This is a genomic window from Pallidibacillus pasinlerensis (genome assembly GCF_009996845.1).
Lineage (GTDB): Bacteria > Bacillota > Bacilli > Bacillales > Caldibacillaceae > Pallidibacillus > Pallidibacillus pasinlerensis.
In genome coordinates this window covers 1-21,300 of the sequence record NZ_JAACYS010000039.1, presented here as the reverse complement: position 1 = coordinate 21,300, position 21,300 = coordinate 1, and the positions used below count along the sequence as shown (strand labels likewise).

Here is a 21,300-nt window from a genome sequence, read left to right as displayed (position 1 = left end):
TTAAGCCTCCCTTCCGCCGACAGTGATCTCACTAACACGTACCATTGGCTGACCAACGTTTACTGGTATACTGCCACTCATTGCACCGCACATCCCTGCGCCATGGCCAAGGTTATTTCCTACCATATCAATCTTTTGGATTGTTTTTGCACCATTTCCAATAAGCGTTGCACCACGTAATGGTTTTGTGATTTTTCCGTTTTCAACGAGATAGGCTTCTTGAACAGCAAAGTTATAATCACCTGTAGCAGGCTCTACTTGACCGCCACCCATATATTTTGCAAAAATTCCGTATTCTGTGTTGGCGATAATTTCTTCCGGTGTTGATTCGCCTGGTGCGATATATGTGTTCGTCATTCGAGAAGTTGGCGCAAATCGGTATGATTCTCTTCGTGATGAACCTGTTGATTCGGTCCCCATTCTACGACCATTAAGTTTATCAATCATGTAACCTTTTAAAATACCATTTTCAATGAGGACATTTTTACGGGCCTTTTCCCCTTCATCATCGATGTTGATAGAGCCCCATTCATTTGTCAGTGTGCCATCATCGATATATGTAACAAGGTCTGATGCGACTTTTTCACCAACTTTATTCGCAAAAACGGAGTTGTTTTTCGCAACTGCTTCCGCTTCTAAACCATGACCACAAGCTTCATGGAATATTACTCCGCCAAATTCGTTATCAATGATGACTGGGAATTTCCCACTTGGTGCAGGATCTGCGTTCAGCATCGTAACTGCGATTCGAGCTGCTTCCTTTGCATAGTGGTTTAAATCTAAGTTTTCGATATATTCAAAGCCTGCATGGGCACCTGGTCCGTAGAATCCTTGTTGCATGTCAGTACCTTTTGAGGCAATTGCCATAATTGCTAGACGGCTTCTTACCCGTTTATCTTCTACAAACTTTCCTTCTGAATTGGCGATTAATACATTTTGTTCTTCATCGATGAGGCGAATCACAGCTTGGGATATGGATTCATGGTAGTTTGTAACGATGTCGTTTGCTTTACGAAGAACTGCTAGTTTACGTGTCTTCTCTACACTGTTAGGCATTAACTCTATTGGATGGGCTGTTTGGATAATTTCCTTTTCTAATGGAATGATTGTTGTTTTGTCTGAGAAAGCACCTTGAATCGCTTGGGCTGCTGTTTTTGCCGCTTTAATTAACCCTTCTATTGTAAAATCATTCGTATAGGCATAAACACTTTGTAAACCTTTAAAAATGCGAATACCGACACCAAAATCACGACCAGAGATGCTTTTTTCTAGTCGACCACTTTGGAGTGTCATATTGTTGGAGAAGCGATCTTCAACAAATACTTCAGAAAAATCACCGCCTGTAGATAATGTGGCTGTCAGGACATCTTCAATTACGGACGGACTTAACATGGAATACCTCCTCGTTTTGAGTTTAATGAAAATTATAAATTTATTATACAATATTTTTGCGGGTTTTCATCGTGAAATGGTACGATTTTATGTAGGTCTGAGGGCGGAAGTTTTATTATTGAAGCAGAATTAGAAGGTTTTATTTGTTTTTATGCAACGGTGTTTTTCTTTTTGGGATGAAGAACATATTTGGTGAATTTCCGAATTAATTTGTCCTTCAGCACACTTATGAAGGACATTTCATACTAGTTTCCGAATTGTTTTGTCCTTCAGCACACTTATGAAGGACATTTCTAACTAATTTCCGAATTAATTTGTCCTTCACCGCACTCATGAAAGACATTTCTAACTAATTTCCGAATTAATTTGTCCTTCAGAACACTTATGAAGGACATTTCAAATCAGTTCCCGCATAGTTTTGTCCTTCAGCACACTTATGAAGGACATTTCTAACTAATTTCCGAATTAATTTGTCCTTCAGCACACTCATGAAGGACATTTCAAATCAGTTCCCGCATAGTTTTGTCCTTCAGAACACTTATGAAGGACATTTCAAATCAGTTCCCGCATAGTTTTGTCCTTCAGCACACTCATGAAGGACATTTCAAATCAGTTCCCGCATAGTTTTGTCCTTCAGAACACTTATGAAGGACATTTCAAATCAGTTCCCGCATAGTTTTGTCCTTCAGAACACTTATGAAGGACATTTCAAATCAGTTCCCGCATAGTTTTGTCCTTCAGCACACTTATGAAGGACATTTCTAACTAATTTCCGAATTAATTTGTCCTTCAGCACACTCATGAAGGACATTTCTAACTAATTTCCGAATTAATTTGTCCTTCAGCACACTCATGAAGGACATTTCATACCAGTTCCCGCATAGCTTTGTCCTTCAGCACACTTATGAAGGACATTTCTAACTAATTTCCGAATTAATTTGTCCTTCAGAACACTTATGAAGGACATTTCAAATCAGTTCCCGCATAGTTTTGTCCTTCAGCACACTCATGAAGGACATTTCTAACTAATTTCCGAATTAATTTGTCCTTCAGCACACTCATGAAGGACATTTCTAACTAATTTCCGAATTAATTTGTCCTTCAGCACACTCATGAAGGACATTTTATACCAGTTCCCACATAGATTTGTCCTTCATCCTTAATACATAATTAATAAAAGCCTGATCCCTAATAAAAGGACCAGACTACTTTTTACTACCCCACCATCTCCGACAGTAAGTAGTAATAAATAAGTTTTTCTGTATTTTCAATAGAAGAGACATGTGTGCGTTCAAAGGCATGGGAGGCATCGATTCCAGGACCAATCAAGCCATGGACAATGTCAAAGCCGCTACGAATAGCTGCAGATGCATCTGATCCATAAAACGGATATATATCTAATTTATATTCAATTCCATTTTTCTTCGCCAACTCAACCAAATGTTTGCGTAACTTCAGATTATACGGACCACTGGAATCCTTCACACAAATGGATACTGTATATTCATCGGTTTGTTGACCATCACCCATTGCGCCCATATCGACAGCTAAGTATTCAACTGTCTCAGGTGTTATATTGGAGTTTCCGCCATAACCAATTTCTTCGTTGTTGGAAAGAAGAAAATGAGTAGTGTATGGAAGTTCCACTTTTTCCTTAACGATATGCTCGACAACTTTCATTAAAATTGCAACACTTGCTTTATCGTCTAAATGTCGAGATTTAATAAAGCCGTTATCTAACACTTCCACTCGTGGGTCAAAGGAAACAAAGTCACCTACTTCTATGCCTAAAGCACGGACTTCATTAGCATTCGTAACCTTCTCATCAATACGTACCTCAATATTATCCTGATTTCGTTCTGCGGTTCGAGCATCTTTATAAACATGCACAGATTGTTGGTGCATTAAAATCGTTCCAGAATAAACCTTTCCTAAAGAAGTTTCAATTTGGCAATATTCCCCTTCTACGGAATTCCAGGCAAAACCACCAATCATATCAAGACGAAGGCGGCCATTATCTTTAATTTCTTTTACCATTGCACCTAATGTATCTACATGGGCCGTTAACATCCGATGTTTACTTGTGTCCTTCCCTTTAATTGTTGCAATTAAACCACCTTTACGGTTGCGATATGTATGAACCCCTAGATTTTGGAAAAACTTTTCAACAAAAGCAATTGCTTGTTCTGTATTTCCTGTTGGGCTCGGAATTGAAACAAGATCCTTAATAAGTTCAAGCGTTTCATTGCCATTTACTTTATATGTCATCATTAGACTTCCTTTCTATTGGGTTTCCTATTTCTCTACTTCTATTAAAGCATATTTTTATTTTTTCTACAGATTGAAGTTTTCTATGTAAAATTTCCAACGTTTTACTAACGTTTTCTAATATTATTGTAAAAAATGATAGACAAATGAATAATTATACAATAATATGTATAGGGCGGTTATTTAACGATGAGTTAAATCGCAAATCTATTTATCAAAACTCAAAACCGCAATAATATCTTTTTACCATAAGGAGCAACTATGAATAAACAAAAATCATTAAAAGATATATTAAAATTTATTATCCCCTCACTAATAGGGTTATTTTTATTTATGTTTCCCCTTTCCATTAATGGCGAAGTTACGATTCCAATCGCGCTGTTATCTGGGTGGATTCAAGACGTCTTATATGGTTTCATTCCTGAAATAATGCTTGGAATTATAACAATCACGTTTATTTTTACAACTATTACAAAAATATGGGCACCGAAGAGAATTGTCACTTCTTCCTTTTGGAGTGGATTGTTTAATGTATCAACTGTTTGGTACATCATTCGGATATTAGCCGTTATTTTTGCCTATTTAACATATTTCCAATGGGGACCTGAATGGATTTGGTCTGGTGCAACTGGTGGGACTTTATTAAGTGATGACGGACTGCTTACAACTTTATTTTCTGTCTTTTTATGGGCCGGATTGTTTCTTCCTTTATTTTTAAACTTCGGTTTGTTAGAGTTTTTCGGCGCTTTATGTATAAAAATCATGCGACCACTTTTCAAACTTCCTGGTCGTTCTGCAATGGATGCTTTAGCCTCTTGGCTTGGTGATGGTACGATTGGAATATTACTGACAAGTCGCCAATACGAAGAAGGTTTTTACACAAAAAAAGAGGCAGCGATTGTTGCAACAACTTTTTCCATTGTTTCGATTACATTCAGTTTAGTTGTCATCTCAACTGTTGGTTTAGGTCATATGTTTGTGCCGTTTTATTTAACGGTGACATTTGCAGGTCTTATCGCAGCGATTATTATGCCTCGAATCCCACCGTTATCAAAAAAAGCAAACACATATATTAATGGGAATGAGGCCACCGATAAGGAATTTATTCCTGAAGGTTTTACTCCGTTAAGTTATGGTTTTTCAGAAGCTGTTAAAAGAGCACAAAAGAATATGGGTGCACGGTCTGTATTAAAAGAAGGTATAAAAAATGTACTTGATATGTGGATCGGTGTTGCACCGGTTGTCATGGCTGTCGGGACATTGGCGTTAATTATTGCGAAACATACACCGTTATTCCAATGGCTTGGCCTACCTTTTATACCACTTCTTCAATTGTTACAAGTACCTGAAGCTGTTGCGGCATCTGAAACAATTTTAATCGGTTTTGCCGATATGTTTTTACCAGCAATTATTGCAACAGGGATTGAAAGTGAAATGACCCGCTTTATCGTCGCAGCATTATCGGTTACGCAATTAATTTATTTATCTGAAGTCGGTGGACTATTACTTGGTTCAAAAATACCGGTTAATTTTAAAGACTTGTTTTTCATTTTCTTACTGCGAACTTTAATTACATTACCAGTTATCGTTGGTATCGCGCATCTGATATTTTAATTTAAGAAAGAGCTTGGTCAATGAACCAAGCTCTTGTTTTTATGAAGTAAATTTTGCAATTAATATTGGAATTAATATGACTAAGATGATAAAAATCCACGGAAGAGGCCTAGCAAAATTACCAGTCCAACCGCTCCCGAATCGTTTTTCAACCCAGTTTGCGGGATCTTCTGGGTTAAAGTAAAAGATACCGAGTTTCCAATATTTATCATCATCACGATTAATTTTTTCACCTGATTTTCCAATGATAATATTCGCTCCACTGCCTCCAATTCGGCTTCCACCTTGGCCGGTAAAAATAGTAATTAAAAATGCGCCGATTACGATAAGCCCTACAATAACCATGATGATAATCATAAGCATATTTTGATTAAGATTTAGTACAAAGGACAACTGTGGTAACGCCATTACTATCGTTAAAAGAATGCTACCAATGATTGTAAATAAAGACCAGCGACGTCTAAAGATGAGATTTTGTTTTGCTGATTTTTCCGGGTTAGCTGGGTCAACTTGTTGCTTACTCCGGCCAATAATAATGTTGGTAAAAACAAACACACCAATTAAAAATAGTTGTACAAGAGGTAAAGAAATTAAAGCAATGGGTGACTTTTCAATTGAACGGGTAACCTCACCTTCAAAATTGTACTTCATCGGGATTTGATCTGGAATTAAGTCATAATTTAAATACGACCAAGCTGTTACTGCAACGACAATAAGAAACGGAATCGTAAACCACCAATTGGAGTACGTCTTTTTTTCATTATAAAAAGTAAGGTCAACAGCTACTGTTTGTTTCCGCTTTTCAAACCATTTTTCTTTTTCCTTTAATTGTTTCATTTTTTTATGAAAATGAAGGTATATAAAAAAAGTGACGATTACATAAACAAATACACCAACCGTAAAAATGACAATCCAAATGGTTTCACTTACTGAAAAGGAAAGAGCAAATAATAATAAAATGTATATAAGTCCGATTACAAGTGAATATTTTGCATATTGTTTACGGTACGACACAATCGTTTCATATTTATATAAATCTGAAGGGATTGTTACGCCAAAACTTTCTGTTTTTCTCGTAATATACGGCGTAAATGCAGTAATAGCAACTAACGGGAAAACAATGAGTAACATCGTTAAATACATCATGTTTTATCGCCTCCTTTTTTAATTTCTTCCATTATTCCTTTACAATAAGATAAAATTTCCTCTTCACCCATTCCCCGGCAGATGGATTCACTTAAAAGTGGACGTAACTGCTCTTTTAGTAACGTCACATAAGAATCGTCTGCTTCAGGCATGCCATCGGGATTAATCACAACACCCTTTTGTCGATGGATATGGATAATACCATCTTGTTTTAAAAGTTGATAAGCTTTATTAACGGTATGCATGTTAATTCCTAAGTCTTGAGCTAAATTACGAACAGATGGTAATGGATCGCCTGGATTTAGCTGTTTTGAAGCAATACCTTCAATTATTTTATTCTTTAATTGCATATATATAGGTGTTTCCGACTGCAAATCAAGCATAATCATCAATTTTCACACCCCCACTGTTTTATTTGTATTAACTGTTATATCAATTATATAACAGACAACTTCATTATTCAATACGCAATATATTTCATTTTTGATTAAAAATCGGTAAAATGTAATTGTTGGAATTTTTTAAAAATATTTCAAGGGTGGTGATTAGTGGTGGCGGAGCTAAGATTATTTAAACAGTATCAATTTTTCCGTGAAATGACGTTAAATGAATTAAAAGGGGTAACGAACGAGGAAGCCTTAATTATTCCTGAAGGATTTTCGAATTCAATTCTTTGGAATGCTGGTCATATACTTGTAACTTCTGATTCCATTATCACAAACGGGGTTTTAGGCGAAGAGTACAAATATAAACATCTTCAAGAGTTCTTTAACCGGGGTACAAGGCCTTCAGAATGGACGAAGGAACCACCAAATTTAGAAGAAATTGTGAAAGAGTTAAGGGATCAATTAAAGGATATTGAAGCGAAATATGAAGGAAAGTTAAATTCTCCATTAGAAAATCCGTTTTCGTTAGGAGTTATGGAATTAGAAACAGGTGCCGATTATTTTAATTTCGGCATTATTCATGAATCATTACATATCGGAGTAATTAAAGGATTAAAGTACGCTTTAAAAGGGAAAAAGTAATTTTATACGAAAAAAGCTGTCCTAACCATTGGTAGGACAGCTTTTTTACATTATTCAATTGTTACATCTTTTAATTTAAACATACCTGCTGGTGTAATTTCGAATCCTTTAACTTTATTATCGATACCTACGATAAAGTCAGTGTGAATTACATAAATCATTGGAGCAATTTCAACTAGTTTTTCTTGGGCTTGTTTGTATAGCTGTAAACGAGTTGTTTCATCACTTTCTTGTCTTGCTTGCTCTAAAATTTCATCCAACTCAGCATCTTTAGTAAATGTACGGTTTCCTGGGTCACCAAGGTTTTCAGAGTGGAATAATGGATATAATCCATAATCCGCATCACCTGTTACAGTCGTCCAGCCAAGGATAAACATATCATGTTGACCAGCTGCTGTTTGCTCTAGGTATGCACCCCATTCAAGAATTTCAATTTTCACATCAATACCAATTTCCGCTAAAGCTGCTTGAACATATTCAGCAATTTTTATGCGGTCTGGGTTATCATTTGTCCATAGAGTTGTTTCAAATCCATTTTCGAAACCAGCTTCAGCAAGTAGAGCTTTCGCTTCTTCTACATTGTACTCTAATGGTTGTACAGACTCATCAAAACCCCAAACATGTGGCGCGATTGGTCCTGTAGCCGGTACACCTGTTCCTTCATAAATACCGTCAATGATTTGTGACTTATCAATAGCCATAGAAATGGCTTGACGTACACGTACATCATCGAATGGCTCTTTAGCCATGTTAAATCCAACATATGAAAGTGCTAAACTTGGTTGCTTATGAACACTTGCATTTGCTAATCCCTCTATACGGCTAATATCAGAAGGACTTAATGGATCAATAACATGTGATGTGCCTGACTCTAGTTCAGCTACACGTGTTAAACTTTCCTTAACAACTTTAAAGGTCACACTATCAAGTTTTGCCTTTTCTCCCCAGTAATCTTCATTTCGCACTAGTTTAACATATTCGCCAGATTTCCACTCATCAAGTTTAAACCAACCAGTACCTGATGGGTTTAAACTAATATATGCACCTGGCTCATCGCCATTTTCCATACCTTCATAGTCTTTTTTAATCGCCTCAGGGCTAATAATTCCACCACCATTATGTGTTAAGTGTGCTGGAAATGGTGCGAATGGATATTTTAATTTAAATTGAACTGTGTAGTCATCAATTACTTCAATTGAATCAATCATTTCATAAAGGAACGAATTATATTAAAAGGTGATATTCCATCACCAATTGACCCGCCATCTGGATGTCGTTTCCATACTCGTTGTCCTTTTGCAACGGATTTATGTAAAACAAAGGAACCGGAATTGAATTCCAAAAATCATATGAAAGCAGGTCATGAAGCCGCTTGTCATTATATTGGTCAATTAAGTGAGGTTAAAGTAACGAATTAAATATAATAAATAAGTTGTAGTGGCGGACGCTTTCCGCAGGCGTGGCTTGAGCCTCCTCAACTCGCAAGCTCGTTTGCGGGGTCTCAAGACTCACGCTAGTCCCACAGGAGTCGCCGCCACCTTCACTCCTATTTAATACTTCTACTAATAATATTGAATCTAACAATTACTCTTTTTAAATCTACTTATAATTTCCACTCATATCCCTTTATTCTTATAAATTATTTTGTTTCACAAAAATATAACTAGAATTTTCTTGCATGTTTTAGAAGATTTATGATTCGGAATAGTAATTTTTAGCATTTTCTAAATAATTGTTTTATAAATATACATAAAAAATAATTGTGAATTGATAATCATTCTAATTTACTACTATAATTACAACTTTGTGGGGGGAGTTTACTTGGAACGAATCTCAACTGACCAACTGCTAGAAATTTTTACAGAAATATTTCCAAAGGATACATCCATCGCAATATCCGATACTAGGGTTTATAAAGACTATATTCCAAGCCCAGCTATCAATTTAGAAATTAAACCAGGAGATCAAATTAAAAAGGGTAGTGCTACATATAAAGCACTGTCTCTAAAAAGAAAGATTTTTTCATACGTTGATCCGAATGTTTTTGGCGTTTCCTATTTTGGCTTATCTGTTCCTATATTAGAAAAAGGAAAGCCTGACAGAGTTGTGACTGCAATTTTTCCAACCCGTGTTAATTTCTCTCTTCCTAAAATTTTTACTATTAAAAATGGAGATCGTTGGTATCCAGTACCTGTGCAAAATATTTTATATTTAGAAGCAGAAAATCGAAAAGCAAAGATTGTAACAAAAAATGTCGAAGGTTATCATAAACTAAATTTATCTGAAATTGAATATTTATTACCTGCAGATTATTTTATTCGTTGCCATCGTTCCTTTATTGTGAATGTGAATGCAATCGCAGAAATTCAACCAGACTTCCATTCTACATTTCTATTAGTTATGAATAACGGGGATCGAATTCCTGTTAGCCAATCTTATGCAAGTTATTTTAGGAAACAGTTAATGTTTTAATAAAATTTAACCGTTTACATGGTTTTATTCCTAATTTTTCTAAGTAAATCACTTTTTTTCTACTTTAATTCAAATACAAATGTTGTTCCCCCTTTACTCTGTTAAGATAAAGTAAAAGTTCATAAAATGTTCAAAAAGAGGGGGATTTCTGTGGAGAAAGAGCTTACAAATGTATTACCAGAAAACTTAAAGGGGAAAGTTGTTACTGCAGATGAAGCAGCTTCATGGATTGAAGATGGTATGACACTTGGGCTTAGTGGGTTTACACGTGCTGGGGATGCTAAAGCCGTACCTCTTGCTTTAGTAGAACGTGCAAAAACTAACCCATTAAAAGTAAACGTTTACACTGGTGCTTCTTTAGGATCAGATATTGACAAAAAAATGTCTGAACAAGGTCTGATTGCAAAAAGAATACCTTATCAAACAGATAATACAATTAGAAAGAAAATCAACGAAGGTGAAGTATTATACATCGACCAACATTTATCCCATACAGCTGAACTAATTCGTGCTGGGGTTTTACCTGAAGTTGATTATGCAATTGTAGAAGCAGTTGCAATTACAGAAGATGGCATGATTGTTCCAACAACATCTGTTGGTAACTCTCCAATCTTTGTACAAAAGGCAAAAAATGTCATTGTTGAATTAAATACAAATTCACCAAAAGAGTTAATTGGGGTACATGACATTTACTTACCTGAAAAACAAGGAGAAAGAAATCCTGTACCTTTAACAAAATCAGGTGACCGTATCGGTACAATCGGTATTCCTGTTGAATTAGATAAAATTAAAGGTATTGTGTTAACAACTAAAACAGATTCACCTGCAGCGATTGTACAGCCGGATGAAGAAACACAAACAATGGCAAACCACTTAATGGCATTTTTACGTAAAGAAATTGAAGCAGGTCGTCTAGATGAAACACTAGCTCCGCTTCAAATTGGTATTGGTTCAGTTGCAAACGCTGTTTTACACGGTATGCTTGATTCTGAGTTCAAGGATCTTGAAGTATACTCAGAAGTTTTACAGGATTCCGTGTTTGATTTAATTGATGCAGGTAAAGTAAAAGTTGCTTCTGCTACTTCTATCACTTTATCTGAAGAAAAAGGAAAAGAAGTATATGGCAACTTAGAAAAATATAAAGATAAATTAATTTTAAGACCACAAGAAATTTCCAACTATCCTGAAATTGTTCGTCGTCTCGGAACGATTTCAATTAATACAGCACTAGAAGTAGATATTTACGGTAACGTTAACTCAACACACGTTTCCGGTACTAAAATGATGAACGGTATCGGTGGATCTGGTGACTTTGCACGTAACGCACGTCTAACAGTGTTTGTTACGAAGTCCCTTGCAAAAGGTGGCGACATCTCCAGTGTTGTTCCAATGGTATCTCACGTAGACCATACTGAACACGATGTTGACGTTATTGTTACCGAGCAAGGTTATGCAGACTTACGTGGTCTTGCACCGAGAGAGCGTGCAGAGTTAATTATTGAGAACTGTGCACACCCATTATATAAAGATCAACTAAGAGATTACTATTATAAAGCATTGGCACGTGGCGGTCAAACACCACACATTTTAGAAAAAGCTTTTTCATTCCATATTAACTTTGCAAAAAATGGAACAATGTTAGAAAAAACTCCTGTTACAAATTAATTTGATATAATGTGATATTAAATATAGGTTGTCCAAAAGTAACTTTTCCCTTTTGGGTATTCAGAGATACTAAATTGATGGTGGTAAAGTTACGTCAAATGGACAACCTCTTTGTTTTTTATGATGATTTTTCACTTTAAAGAACCGAGTAAATGCGACGAAATAGTAATCATGTTAAGATATAAGTAAATACTAATTGAGGATGGATGAAAAATGAAAAAGGTGGAAATTCAGAAAAAAATTGATGAGTTAAAGAGTGACTACATTCGTATTCAAGGGGATATGGAAAAGTTGGAGTCCCTTGGCAAACATAGTAATGTAGCCTATTCCGAAAAACTATTAGAAGAACTGGAAGCTGAGCTAAAACAATTAAGGGAAAAACTACGTGAAGCTGACGAATAAAAGTTTTGAAATGAGAGGAAGATTTGATGGGAAATGTCTTTTACAACTTTGTAAAGGGCATCTTTTATTTTTTAAAAAAGAAAAGTGTTCCGTCCTTAAAAGGAATTCGGAACACTTTATCCAATGTGTACTTATAGCAAAAACTTTTAGGGTGGATGACAATACTTTTTGAGTTTGAGTTTGTCACCTAGTCACTCAATGAATTTTTACTATGAATTGGAACGATGAACCCGTCCCTCTGTTTCACTTTTCTGCAACGTCTGCCCATTTGTATTCATAAGTTGGTCCAAATGGGTTGTAGTGGATGCCTGCAACTTTAGGAGATACAAGTTGTGCGATTGAAGATTGGAAAATAGGTGCAATCGCTGCATCCTCAAAGAGAATTTTTTCTGCTTCTAAGAAGTTTTCATAACGTTTAACGTTATCAGTTGCATAAGTTGTTGCTGTTTCAACAACAAGTTTGTCATATTCAGGATTTGTATATCCCATTTTATTGTTTCCACTGTCTGTTGTCCATAGATTAATGTAAGTGAATGGATCTAGGAAGTCTGGACCCCATCTTGAAATTTGCATTTCATATTCCATGTTAGTGTCATGATCTAAACGTTGTTTTTTCGGAATACGTTTAATATCAACTGTTAAACCTTCTAAATTCGTTTCAAGTTGGTTTGCAATATATTCTGTCATTATTTTTGTTACTTCATCATCATCAACCATTAACTCTAATTCTACTGATATTTCGCCAATTTCAGCTAAACCTTTTTCCCAAGCTGCTTTTGCAGCTTCAACATCATAAACTACTAAATCACCATTTACTGCACGGAAGTCTTCACCAGATTCTGGTAGTGGTGTGAAGTCTTGTGGAATTAATCCATTAGCAGCAATAGAACCATTATTTAAGATTTCATTTACTAATGCTTCTTTATTAAATGCTTGGCTAATTGCAGCACGAATATTTTTATTCGCTAAAGCCGGATGTGCTTCTTGATTGAATTTAATAAAGTATACAAATGTTGCCGGTTGAATATGGAAGTCATCTGCTGTTGCATATTGGTCAACAAGATCAGATGATAAATCTACACGGTGTAATGTTCCTTCATTATACAAGTTTACTGCTGTTTGTGGTTCTTTCATTACTTTGAAAGTTAACTTGTCCATTTTAACAGTGTCTGCATCCCAGTAACTGTCGTTTTTCACTAATTCCCAAGAGTCACTAGTACTTGACCAATTTTCAATTGTGTATGGACCATTAGCAAGTAATGTTTCAGAACTTGTTGCGAATTTATCACCTTGTTCTTCAACAAACTTTTGATTCAATGGTAGGAATGTTCCGAAAGTTACTAGCGTTTCAAAGTAAGCTGTTGGGTTTTCTAACTCAACAATAAAAGTATAATCACCTTCTGCACGAACACCCAGTTCTTCAACTGGAAGCTCACCATTACTTACAGCTGCTGCATTTTTAATTACTCCATTCATCATATATGGACCATATTCAGAACCTGTAGCAGGATTTACTGCACGTTTCCATGCATATACGAAATCATGAGCTGTTACAGGATCTCCATTTTCCCATTTTGCATCTTCACGTAAATGGAATGTCCAAGTAAGACCGTCCTCACTTACATCATGTTTTGTTGCAATACCTGGTGCTGCTTTTGCTTCAGCATCTAAACGGTATAAACCTTCCATCGTTGCTGCTAAATATACAAAGGATGATTCGTCAGTCGCAATCGACGGATCCATTGTTGGAATTGCTTCCGGGTTTGGGAAATTTAATACTTTTTCGCCTGTTTCGGATGAACCACCAGATGATTTTGCATCGCCGGCTTCATCATTGCCACAAGCTGCGATAAATGGAATGATTAACCCCAACATCATTACCATTAAAACTCGTTTTAACTTCATGTTGTAAAACCCCCACATATTATGTATTTTTTACCCTTTTAATATATTAAAATATAGTAAATTATTTAGTATTATAACTTTTAATATAATAAAAGTAAACACTTTTTATACAATTCAATTAACCTTTTTTAATTTCAAGCTTTAATACATTAAACTGTATAGTTGTAGTAGTATACTATTTTTATTATTTAAATATATTTTTAAACTAAATTACATCTCAACAAAATTCATATTTAGAAAAAAGGCATCATAAGTTTTTAAAATAAAAAAGCAATCGGTACATATTAATCACCGATTGCTAACAAGTTCCATTCTATTTAATTATTCATCATCTTCTAAATCGTCTTCATCAATATGTATTTTAGTAATGAGCACTTTATCAACCCGGACATGGTCCATATCAACAATTTCTAAAAGTAAATCTGCAATTTGAATTGTATCGCCAACACGGGGAATATCACCTAAATTCATAGTTATAAAGCCACCTAATGTGTGGAAATTCCCGCTTCGAAGTTCTAGTTCATCTTCTAATTCAAAATACCGTGAGAACGAGTCAATTGGTAATAAACCATCAGCTAACCATGAGTCTTCAGATCTTTGCATTATTTGTGGCTCGTCTTCGTCATCCATTTCAGGTAAATCTCCGACGATATTTTCCATAAAGTCATGCATCGTTACATATCCTTCAATCCCACCATATTCATCAATAACCATCGCTTCATGTTGCCCGGATTTTTTCAAAGCTTCTAGCGCTTGAAAGACTTTCATTGGTTCAGGAAGAATTAATGTATCACGAACACAGTCTGTAAGATTTATTGGTTCATTTTTAGCCATTTTTGCAAAAATATCTTTCGTATGGATGATTCCAGCAAAGTCATCTAAACTTCCCCGTCCAGCTGGAAAACGTGAATAATTACTTTCTAACATTTTGACTAAATTTTCTTCTAACGGTTTTTCTAAATCAATCCAAACAATTTGTGTCCTCGGTGTCAAAATATCACCTAACCGTTTATCACCTAAATAGAAAATTTGCTCAACCATATCTTGTTCAATTTCTTCAACTACACCACTATATACCCCTTGTTCAATTAGTTGGGCGATTTCCTCCTCTGTAACTTCAGGTACCTTTTTCGGTTTTACACCTAAAATTTTTAAGACGAGCTCCGTTGATCTACTTAAAAACCAGATAATGGGCTTACCAACTTTCGCGAAAAAATACATCGGTTTTGCTACGGCCATTGAAACACCTTCTGGATTGTTCATGCCAATCCGTTTCGGAACAAGTTCACCGAGAATAAGGGATAAATAAGTCGATAAACCTATTACGATGATATAGCTAAGTTCGCTCGCAAATGGAGCTAAAAAGTCCATTTTTTGTATATAAGGTGTTACTTGAGACGCAATCGTTGCACCACCGAAGGCACCTGTCACTACTCCAATTAACGTAATACCAATTTGAATTGTGGAAAGAAGTTGGTTTGGATTATTCGCTAACTTCAATGCAACTTGCGCTTTTTTATTTCCTTCTTCTTCTAATTTCTCCAGTCTTGATTTCTTAGACGTAACGATGGCGATTTCAGTCATGGAAAACAGACCGTTTATTAAAATCAATATAAGTACTAAAATGATTGGAATCCATAAGCTGTCCAAGTGTAAAATCACTGCTCCTTTAAAATAAATCCTCTTTTAATTATTTTTACCTATTAAAAATAATTTTATCATAACCATTTATACGTAATAAAATTAATATCACTTCAAAAGGAAAGTTCACAAAAAGTTCGTAAAAGGTTTAACATCATTGCAGGACATCCCCTCCTCAAAATTGAATTTTTACAATAGAAACATATTAATCATATTGGATAAGGAGGGAAGGAGCTTTCCGATTTCAGCAACATATTAATGGGAAAGTTCCGAGCATATGGCACAAAAATATATCGTACCAGTTGATCGATCGGAGCATTCACAACGAGCATTAAAGTACGCCATTTCACTATGTGAGAAATTCGCTGGAGAAATTATATTAGTAAACGTTCAACCAAATTATACGTTCACACCAAATGTGCATAAGGTTGTTTCTAAAAAGGATATTGAAAATTATATTAACGAATTAGGTAAGGAAGTCATTGACCATACATTAGAAAATATTGAAGACCAAAAGTTTATTGTAGAAAAGTTAATTTTAACAGGTGATCCGAAAGTTGAAATTACAAAGCTTGCTAAAGAAAAGGGTGCGGAGTCTATTATCATGGGTTCCCGTGGGTTAGGACCGATTAAAAGTGCATTTTTAGGTAGTGTTAGCATTGGTGTGTTGCAACTGGCAACATGTCCTGTCATAATTGTTCCTTAATTTATTTTTTTAAAAGTGGTTGCTGAAAGTCTGATATGACTTTTATGCGCCACTTTCTTTTTGTTCAGCAAACTTGTCCCACTTAAAAACTTTAAAATGCTGAATCTCCTCTTCAACTTCTCCAACTTACAATTTACAATGTATATTTTTCCAAAAAGCGGACAAATTAATATGAGAAATTAGGAAAAACTGGAAGTGATAGGGACTTGAATCGTACCACAGAAAAAAAGCAGCTCTTTATCGCACTAATAATTATTCTGTTATTTGTTTCACCATTATTTATCCTTGGAGAAAACGCACATATTCGTGTTCATGATAATTTAGATTCAAACCTTGCTTGGTACAAAGTTTTAGTAAATAGTGGACAACTTTTCGGTTCTGTCGATGCTAAAATCCCACAAATTATTAATGGGTTACCCCGCTATGCCTACGGTTCAGAATGGACAGGGATCGTTTTACTACATGCCTTATTTCCGACAATGACGGCCTATGCCCTTAGTCAAACTATTACCCGTGTATTTGCCTTTATCGGGATGTATTTATTATTAAGAGATTTTTTTATAAAGGAGCGAAAAGCCCATTTTATTGCGGTCGGTGTAGCTTTGGCTTTTGCTTTAACCCCTTTTTGGCCCTCCGGCATGTTAAGTACCCTTGGGCACCCGTTGGCATTATGGGCCTTTTTAAAAATCCGTGAAGGAAAAGATACGTGGAAAGAATGGTTAACGATTTGTTTATTGCCCTTTTACTCTAGTATTGTCCTCGGGTTTTTCTTTTTTTTAGTAGCAATCTTTATTTTTTGGCTCGTTGATGTAATCAGGGTGAAAAAATTAAATGGGCGTTTTTTATTTAGCATTATTTTAATGGGTTTAATTTTTTTACTCGTGGAATATCGACTTGTATATGCCACCCTTTTTAGCGATGAAGTAAGCCATCGTATTGAATTTATTTCATCTAGACATGACTTATTTCGAAGTTTTCGGCTTTCATTAAAAAACTTTGTACTCGGCCATACCCATGTGATGACGAATCATACGGTAGTTATATTGCCGATACTTTTGTTAGTTGTCGTCTTAATTTTACTTAGGAAGCAGTGGCGTCAAGAAAAACTGATCCTTTTTCTTTTTGTCCTTAATTATGCATTATCGCTATGGTACGCCCTTTGGTTTAACGTAATGTGGATTCCGCTTAAGGAAAAGATTGATTTATTGAATACCTTTAACTTTGCTCGGTTCCATTTTTTGCGACCCCTAATTATATATTTAAGTTTCGGACTTTCATTGTTTTACTTATGGCGAATGGGTTGGAGGAAAATTGTTACGATTGCAATATTAGCACAAATTCTTGTGCTCATTCCTTTTAACGAGGAAATTCATTATCGCTTTATTCACCATACACCGACTGTCAATGAATTTTATGCAACGGAACTTTTTCAAGAAATAAAAGAGTATATTGGAAGACCACAGTCGGAATACCGTGTTGTTTCTATTGGTCTTCACCCTGCCGTTTCACAATATAATGGTTTTTATACGTTAGATACATATAGTAATTTTTACCCGCTTCAATATAAATATAAATTTCGGGAAATTATTGCGAATGAATTGGATAAAAATAAAGGGCTACGAATTTATTATGATGAATGGGGAAGTCGTTGTTACGTATTTGTTGATGAACTTGGGAAAAAATATAATTTTAGGAAAAATTCAAAGCGTGTAATTCAAAATCTAGATTTAAATACTAAGGCGCTCTATGAAATGGGTGGACGGTATATTTTATCAAGTGTCCCCATTGAAAACGCCAAGGATAACGAGTTAGTTTTTGAAAAAAGTTTTGAACATCCAGAAGCTGCTTGGAGAGTTTATCTATATCGTGTGATGCAACAAAGTTCAACGTAAGGAGAGACTTCTATGGTAACTCATAATCCGTTACTAACTGTTGTTGTTCCTTGTTATAACGAAGAGGAAGTTTTACCAGAAACAATAAAACAACTCTCAAATTGTTTAAAAAAATTAGTCACTGATCAACTTATTCATGAGGATAGTAAAATATTGTTTGTTGATGATGGAAGTAAGGATCGGACATGGTCGATTATTGCAATGGAAAGTATTAGAAATCGATTTGTTACCGGAATTAAGCTTACTTGTAATGTCGGTCATCAAAATGCTTTGCTTGCAGGATACTTAAAGGCAAAGGAAAAATGTGATTGTGCCATTTCCATCGACTGTGACCTTCAAGATGATATCACTGTTATTCGTACCTTTGTTGAAAAATACTTACAAGGGTATGAAATCGTCTACGGGGTTCGTGATTCGAGGGAGACTGATACGTGGTTTAAACGGACAACCGCCCAATCCTTTTATCGTATAATGAAGCGAATGGGAATCCATTTAGTGTATAATCATGCAGATTTTCGGCTTTTAGGGAAACGGGCTCTAGAAGAACTTGCAAAATATGAAGAGACGAATTTGTTTTTGCGAGGCATTATTCCGCTCCTCGGGTTTAAGTCGATGGAAGTGTATTATGACCGTAGGGAACGATTCGCTGGTACGACAAAATATCCGCTAAAAAAGATGCTCTCTTTTGCTGTTAATGGCATTACTTCTTTTAGTATGATGCCAATTCGCATTATTACGTTTCTAGGTTTTATATTGTTTTTCGTTAGTATACTAGCAGGCAGTTACGCCCTTATTCAAAAAGTGTTAGGCTTTACTAGTGCCGGCTGGACTTCGCTTATGATTTCCATCTGGTTCATAGGTGGCTTACAATTAGTCGCAATCGGGATGATCGGCGAATATATCGGGAAAATTTTTATGGAAGTTAAAAACCGGCCGAAATTTGCCATTGATATCGATCTTTATACAAAGCCGATGTTAGGAGAGCAGGGAGTTAAGCAAGAATTAGCGGATGATTATTTGGAGTTTGGGAAAGAAGGGTGATGGGGTAAGACTTTTGTTGATTGTTTACAAGATAACTTGTGTTATTTGGGGGATGAACACAGTTTTTTAGGCAAAACCGAGCGGGTTCTGTTTATTGAAACGTTCTATTTACAGTTCTTCACGTAATTCCAAGCAAGTTCTGCTCGTAGAAACGCTCTATTTACACTTCTCCGCTTAAATCCGAGTAAGTTCTGTTCATAGAGAAGCTCTATTTACAGTTCTTCACGTAATTCCAAGCAAGTTCTGCTCGTAGAAACGCTCTATTTACACTTCTCCGCTTAAATCCGAGTAAGTTCTGTTCATAGAGAAGCTCTATTTACAGTTCTTCACGTATAATCATACAAATTCTGCTTTCATCAAACCCACAAACGCAAAAAAACTCTATTCCCACACACGTCGCAGGGGAATAGAGTTTTTTCGCAATAATCAATGCTGATACTGCACTTCATACAACCTTGCAAACACGCCATCTTTTGCTAACAACTCGTCACGCGTACCTTGCTCAACAATACCTTCTTCCGTCACAACAACAATTTTATCAGCATTGCGAATCGTTGCTAATCGGTGGGCGATCACTAGCGTTGTCCGATTTTCTGCTAATTCATCAAGAGATTGTTGAATTAAACGCTCTGTTTCGGTATCAAGGGCTGATGTTGCTTCATCTAAAATTAAGATTGGCGGATTTTTTAGGAACATTCGTGCGATGGCAACCCGTTGTTTTTGACCACCTGATAACTTCATCCCTCTTTCGCCCACTTGAGTATCAAGGCCATCTGGTAAATTCATAATCAACTCATAAATATCCGCACGTTTTGCCGCTTCCAAAATCTCTTCATCAGTTGCATCCATTTTTCCGTAAGCAATGTTTTCCCGTAATGTTCCGGTAAATAGAAACACATCTTGTTGCACAATGCCGATTTGTGAACGTAGAGATTTTTTCGTCATATTACGAACATCAATTCCATCGATCGTAATCGCACCCTCATCGACATCATAAAACCGCGGAATTAAGGAACAAATCGTTGACTTCCCTGCACCAGATGGCCCAACGAACGCCACAGTTTCGCCCGCTTTAATATCCAGATTTATATTTTCTAATACAGGCTTATCCCCTTCATAACTGAAGGATACATTTTGAAAGGAAATATCTCCGCGTAAATGGGGCACCTCAATGGCGTCCGGAACATCTTGCACATCAGGTTGACTATCAATTAATTCCGTAAAACGTTTAAAACCAGCCATTCCTTTCGGATACAGTTCCATTAAGGCGCTAATTTTATCAACCGGCTTAAATAGTACGTTCACATATAAAATAAATCCAACTAATTCCCCGTACGATAGACTGCCACTATAACTAAACCACGCACCACAAACGAGGACAATTAAGGTAGCAAAGCGGGTCATCATATACATACTCGAGTTAGTCATTGCCATTACTTTGTAAGCAGCAAGTTTTGCTTTACGGAATTTTTTATTGTCTTTAGAAAAACGCTCAATCTCATATTCTTCATTCGTAAAAGATTGAACAACACGTACACCGGAAACACTGTCTTCGACTCGGGCGTTTACGTCGGCAATTTTTTCATACATTGTCTTCCAAGCTTTATTCATTTGAATATTACAGTACGTAATCACGATTACGAGTAACGGGATAACGAGAATTGTCACAATTGCAAGCTGCACATGAACTTGGACCATGATACAGAAGGCCCCAATGATTGTCATCACCGCAATAAATGCATCTTCCGGTCCATGGTGAGCCAGCTCTCCAATATCAAACAAGTCATTCGTAATTCGGCTCATGACATGTCCTGTTTTCGTATTATCAAAAAAGCGGAAGGACTGTCTTTGCACATGGGTAAATAACTGTTGACGCATATCAGTTTCGATATTAATCCCTAACATATGTCCAAGATAACCAACAATATATTGTAAATAAGTACTAATTAAATATAAAACTAGTAAAGCGATACTTGTTGAAATAATTTTCGACCATTCACCACTTGGTAATAGTGAGTCAATAAACCATTGCACAGCAATTGGAAAAGCTAACTCTAAAATCGCTACGATAATCGCACTTGAAAAATCAATCGTAAACAACTTTTTATGAGGTTTATAATAGGAAAAA

The 21,300-nt window shown here is 35.8% G+C and carries 16 protein-coding genes and 1 pseudogene; 9 read left to right on the top strand and 8 right to left on the bottom strand.

Annotation, left to right across the window (positions count from 1 at the left end; genetic code table 11):
* Together GW534_RS09390 and GW534_RS09385 are read right to left on the bottom strand one after the other, a co-directional pair.
* Positions 1-1,392 carry a TldD/PmbA family protein gene (locus GW534_RS09390; RefSeq protein WP_161920765.1) on the bottom strand — a complete coding sequence of 464 codons (1,392 nt, stop codon included), beginning with the start codon at positions 1,390-1,392 and terminating at the stop codon, positions 1-3.
* A gap of 1,215 nt (positions 1,393-2,607) precedes the next feature.
* The gene (locus GW534_RS09385; protein WP_161920764.1) at positions 2,608-3,660 is read right to left on the bottom strand and encodes a M42 family metallopeptidase; all 1,053 of its coding nucleotides are present in this window, start codon (positions 3,658-3,660) and stop codon (positions 2,608-2,610) included.
* Positions 3,661-3,921: 261 nt separating this feature from the next.
* On the opposite strand from GW534_RS09385, the gene GW534_RS09380 reads away from it, so the two are divergent.
* Positions 3,922-5,274 carry a YjiH family protein gene (locus tag GW534_RS09380; RefSeq protein WP_161920763.1) on the top strand — a complete coding sequence of 451 codons (1,353 nt, stop codon included), beginning with the start codon at positions 3,922-3,924 and terminating at the stop codon, positions 5,272-5,274.
* A 39-nt stretch (positions 5,275-5,313) separates the two neighbouring features.
* Here the strand turns inward: GW534_RS09380 and GW534_RS09375 are convergent, their stop codons facing one another.
* Positions 5,314-6,420 (bottom strand): DUF1648 domain-containing protein, encoded by a 1,107-nt coding sequence (locus GW534_RS09375; RefSeq protein ID WP_161920762.1) that lies wholly within the window; start codon positions 6,418-6,420, stop codon positions 5,314-5,316.
* The gene (locus GW534_RS09370) at positions 6,417-6,812 is read right to left on the bottom strand and encodes a GntR family transcriptional regulator (protein WP_161920761.1); all 396 of its coding nucleotides are present in this window, start codon (positions 6,810-6,812) and stop codon (positions 6,417-6,419) included. The genes GW534_RS09375 and GW534_RS09370 overlap by 4 nt, the downstream gene beginning before the upstream one ends.
* Before the next feature lie 159 nt (positions 6,813-6,971).
* Between GW534_RS09370 and GW534_RS09365 the strand changes: the two genes are divergently transcribed.
* Positions 6,972-7,448, top strand: coding sequence for a DinB family protein (locus GW534_RS09365; RefSeq protein ID WP_161920760.1), 477 nt, complete (start codon positions 6,972-6,974; stop codon positions 7,446-7,448).
* Positions 7,449-7,498: 50 nt separating this feature from the next.
* Here the strand turns inward: GW534_RS09365 and GW534_RS09360 are convergent, their stop codons facing one another.
* Positions 7,499-8,656 carry a glutathione ABC transporter substrate-binding protein gene (locus GW534_RS09360; protein ID WP_161920759.1) on the bottom strand — a complete coding sequence of 386 codons (1,158 nt, stop codon included), beginning with the start codon at positions 8,654-8,656 and terminating at the stop codon, positions 7,499-7,501.
* A 6-nt stretch (positions 8,657-8,662) separates the two neighbouring features.
* On the opposite strand from GW534_RS09360, the pseudogene GW534_RS09355 reads away from it, so the two are divergent.
* The 4 genes and pseudogenes from GW534_RS09355 to GW534_RS09340 all read left to right on the top strand — a co-directional run.
* Positions 8,663-8,866: pseudogene (locus GW534_RS09355) on the top strand (oligopeptide/dipeptide ABC transporter ATP-binding protein); the annotation flags it as partial.
* 403 nt (positions 8,867-9,269) lie between these two features.
* Entirely contained in the window at positions 9,270-9,920 is a 651-nt protein-coding gene (locus GW534_RS09350; protein WP_161920758.1) for a LytTR family DNA-binding domain-containing protein, read from the top strand.
* Positions 9,921-10,070: 150 nt separating this feature from the next.
* Complete coding sequence (locus GW534_RS09345) at positions 10,071-11,585, top strand: acetyl-CoA hydrolase/transferase family protein (protein ID WP_312854649.1); 1,515 nt, start codon at positions 10,071-10,073, stop codon at positions 11,583-11,585.
* A gap of 213 nt (positions 11,586-11,798) precedes the next feature.
* On the top strand, positions 11,799-11,987 hold the full coding sequence (locus GW534_RS09340; RefSeq protein WP_161920756.1) for an SE1832 family protein: 189 nt from the start codon (positions 11,799-11,801) through the stop codon (positions 11,985-11,987).
* A 243-nt stretch (positions 11,988-12,230) separates the two neighbouring features.
* Here GW534_RS09340 and GW534_RS09335 read toward each other — a convergent pair whose 3' ends face one another.
* Together GW534_RS09335 and GW534_RS09330 are read right to left on the bottom strand one after the other, a co-directional pair.
* Positions 12,231-13,892: a peptide ABC transporter substrate-binding protein gene (locus tag GW534_RS09335; protein WP_161920755.1), complete on the bottom strand. Its 1,662-nt coding sequence runs from the start codon at positions 13,890-13,892 to the stop codon at positions 12,231-12,233.
* Between the two features lie 321 nt (positions 13,893-14,213).
* Complete coding sequence (locus tag GW534_RS09330) at positions 14,214-15,554, bottom strand: hemolysin family protein (RefSeq protein WP_312854648.1); 1,341 nt, start codon at positions 15,552-15,554, stop codon at positions 14,214-14,216.
* A gap of 256 nt (positions 15,555-15,810) precedes the next feature.
* Between GW534_RS09330 and GW534_RS09325 the strand changes: the two genes are divergently transcribed.
* From GW534_RS09325 to GW534_RS09315, 3 genes are all read left to right on the top strand, one after another.
* The gene (locus GW534_RS09325) at positions 15,811-16,239 is read left to right on the top strand and encodes a universal stress protein (protein ID WP_161920754.1); all 429 of its coding nucleotides are present in this window, start codon (positions 15,811-15,813) and stop codon (positions 16,237-16,239) included.
* Positions 16,240-16,445: 206 nt separating this feature from the next.
* Positions 16,446-18,131 carry a DUF6044 family protein gene (locus tag GW534_RS09320; RefSeq protein WP_161920753.1) on the top strand — a complete coding sequence of 562 codons (1,686 nt, stop codon included), beginning with the start codon at positions 16,446-16,448 and terminating at the stop codon, positions 18,129-18,131.
* 12 nt (positions 18,132-18,143) lie between these two features.
* Entirely contained in the window at positions 18,144-19,172 is a 1,029-nt protein-coding gene (locus GW534_RS09315; RefSeq protein ID WP_161920752.1) for a glycosyltransferase family 2 protein, read from the top strand.
* 426 nt (positions 19,173-19,598) lie between these two features.
* On the opposite strand, the gene GW534_RS09310 is transcribed toward GW534_RS09315, so the two are convergent.
* Positions 19,599-21,300 (bottom strand): ABC transporter ATP-binding protein (locus tag GW534_RS09310; protein WP_161920751.1); only part of this gene is annotated, 1,702 nt, incomplete at its 5' end.

Bases quoted from the DNA above. Each gene is read 5' to 3' on its own strand.
- GW534_RS09390 (WP_161920765.1), bottom strand. From the start codon at position 1,392: ATGTTAAGTCCGTCCGTAATTGAAGATGTCCTGACAGCCACATTATCT.
- GW534_RS09385 (WP_161920764.1), bottom strand. From the start codon at position 3,660: ATGACATATAAAGTAAATGGCAATGAAACGCTTGAACTTATTAAGGAT.
- GW534_RS09380 (WP_161920763.1), top strand. From the start codon at position 3,922: ATGAATAAACAAAAATCATTAAAAGATATATTAAAATTTATTATCCCC.
- GW534_RS09375 (WP_161920762.1), bottom strand. From the start codon at position 6,420: ATGATGTATTTAACGATGTTACTCATTGTTTTCCCGTTAGTTGCTATT.
- GW534_RS09360 (WP_161920759.1), bottom strand. From the start codon at position 8,656: ATGATTGATTCAATTGAAGTAATTGATGACTACACAGTTCAATTTAAA.
- GW534_RS09340 (WP_161920756.1), top strand. From the start codon at position 11,799: ATGAAAAAGGTGGAAATTCAGAAAAAAATTGATGAGTTAAAGAGTGAC.
- GW534_RS09335 (WP_161920755.1), bottom strand. From the start codon at position 13,892: ATGAAGTTAAAACGAGTTTTAATGGTAATGATGTTGGGGTTAATCATT.
- GW534_RS09325 (WP_161920754.1), top strand. From the start codon at position 15,811: ATGGCACAAAAATATATCGTACCAGTTGATCGATCGGAGCATTCACAA.
- GW534_RS09315 (WP_161920752.1), top strand. From the start codon at position 18,144: ATGGTAACTCATAATCCGTTACTAACTGTTGTTGTTCCTTGTTATAAC.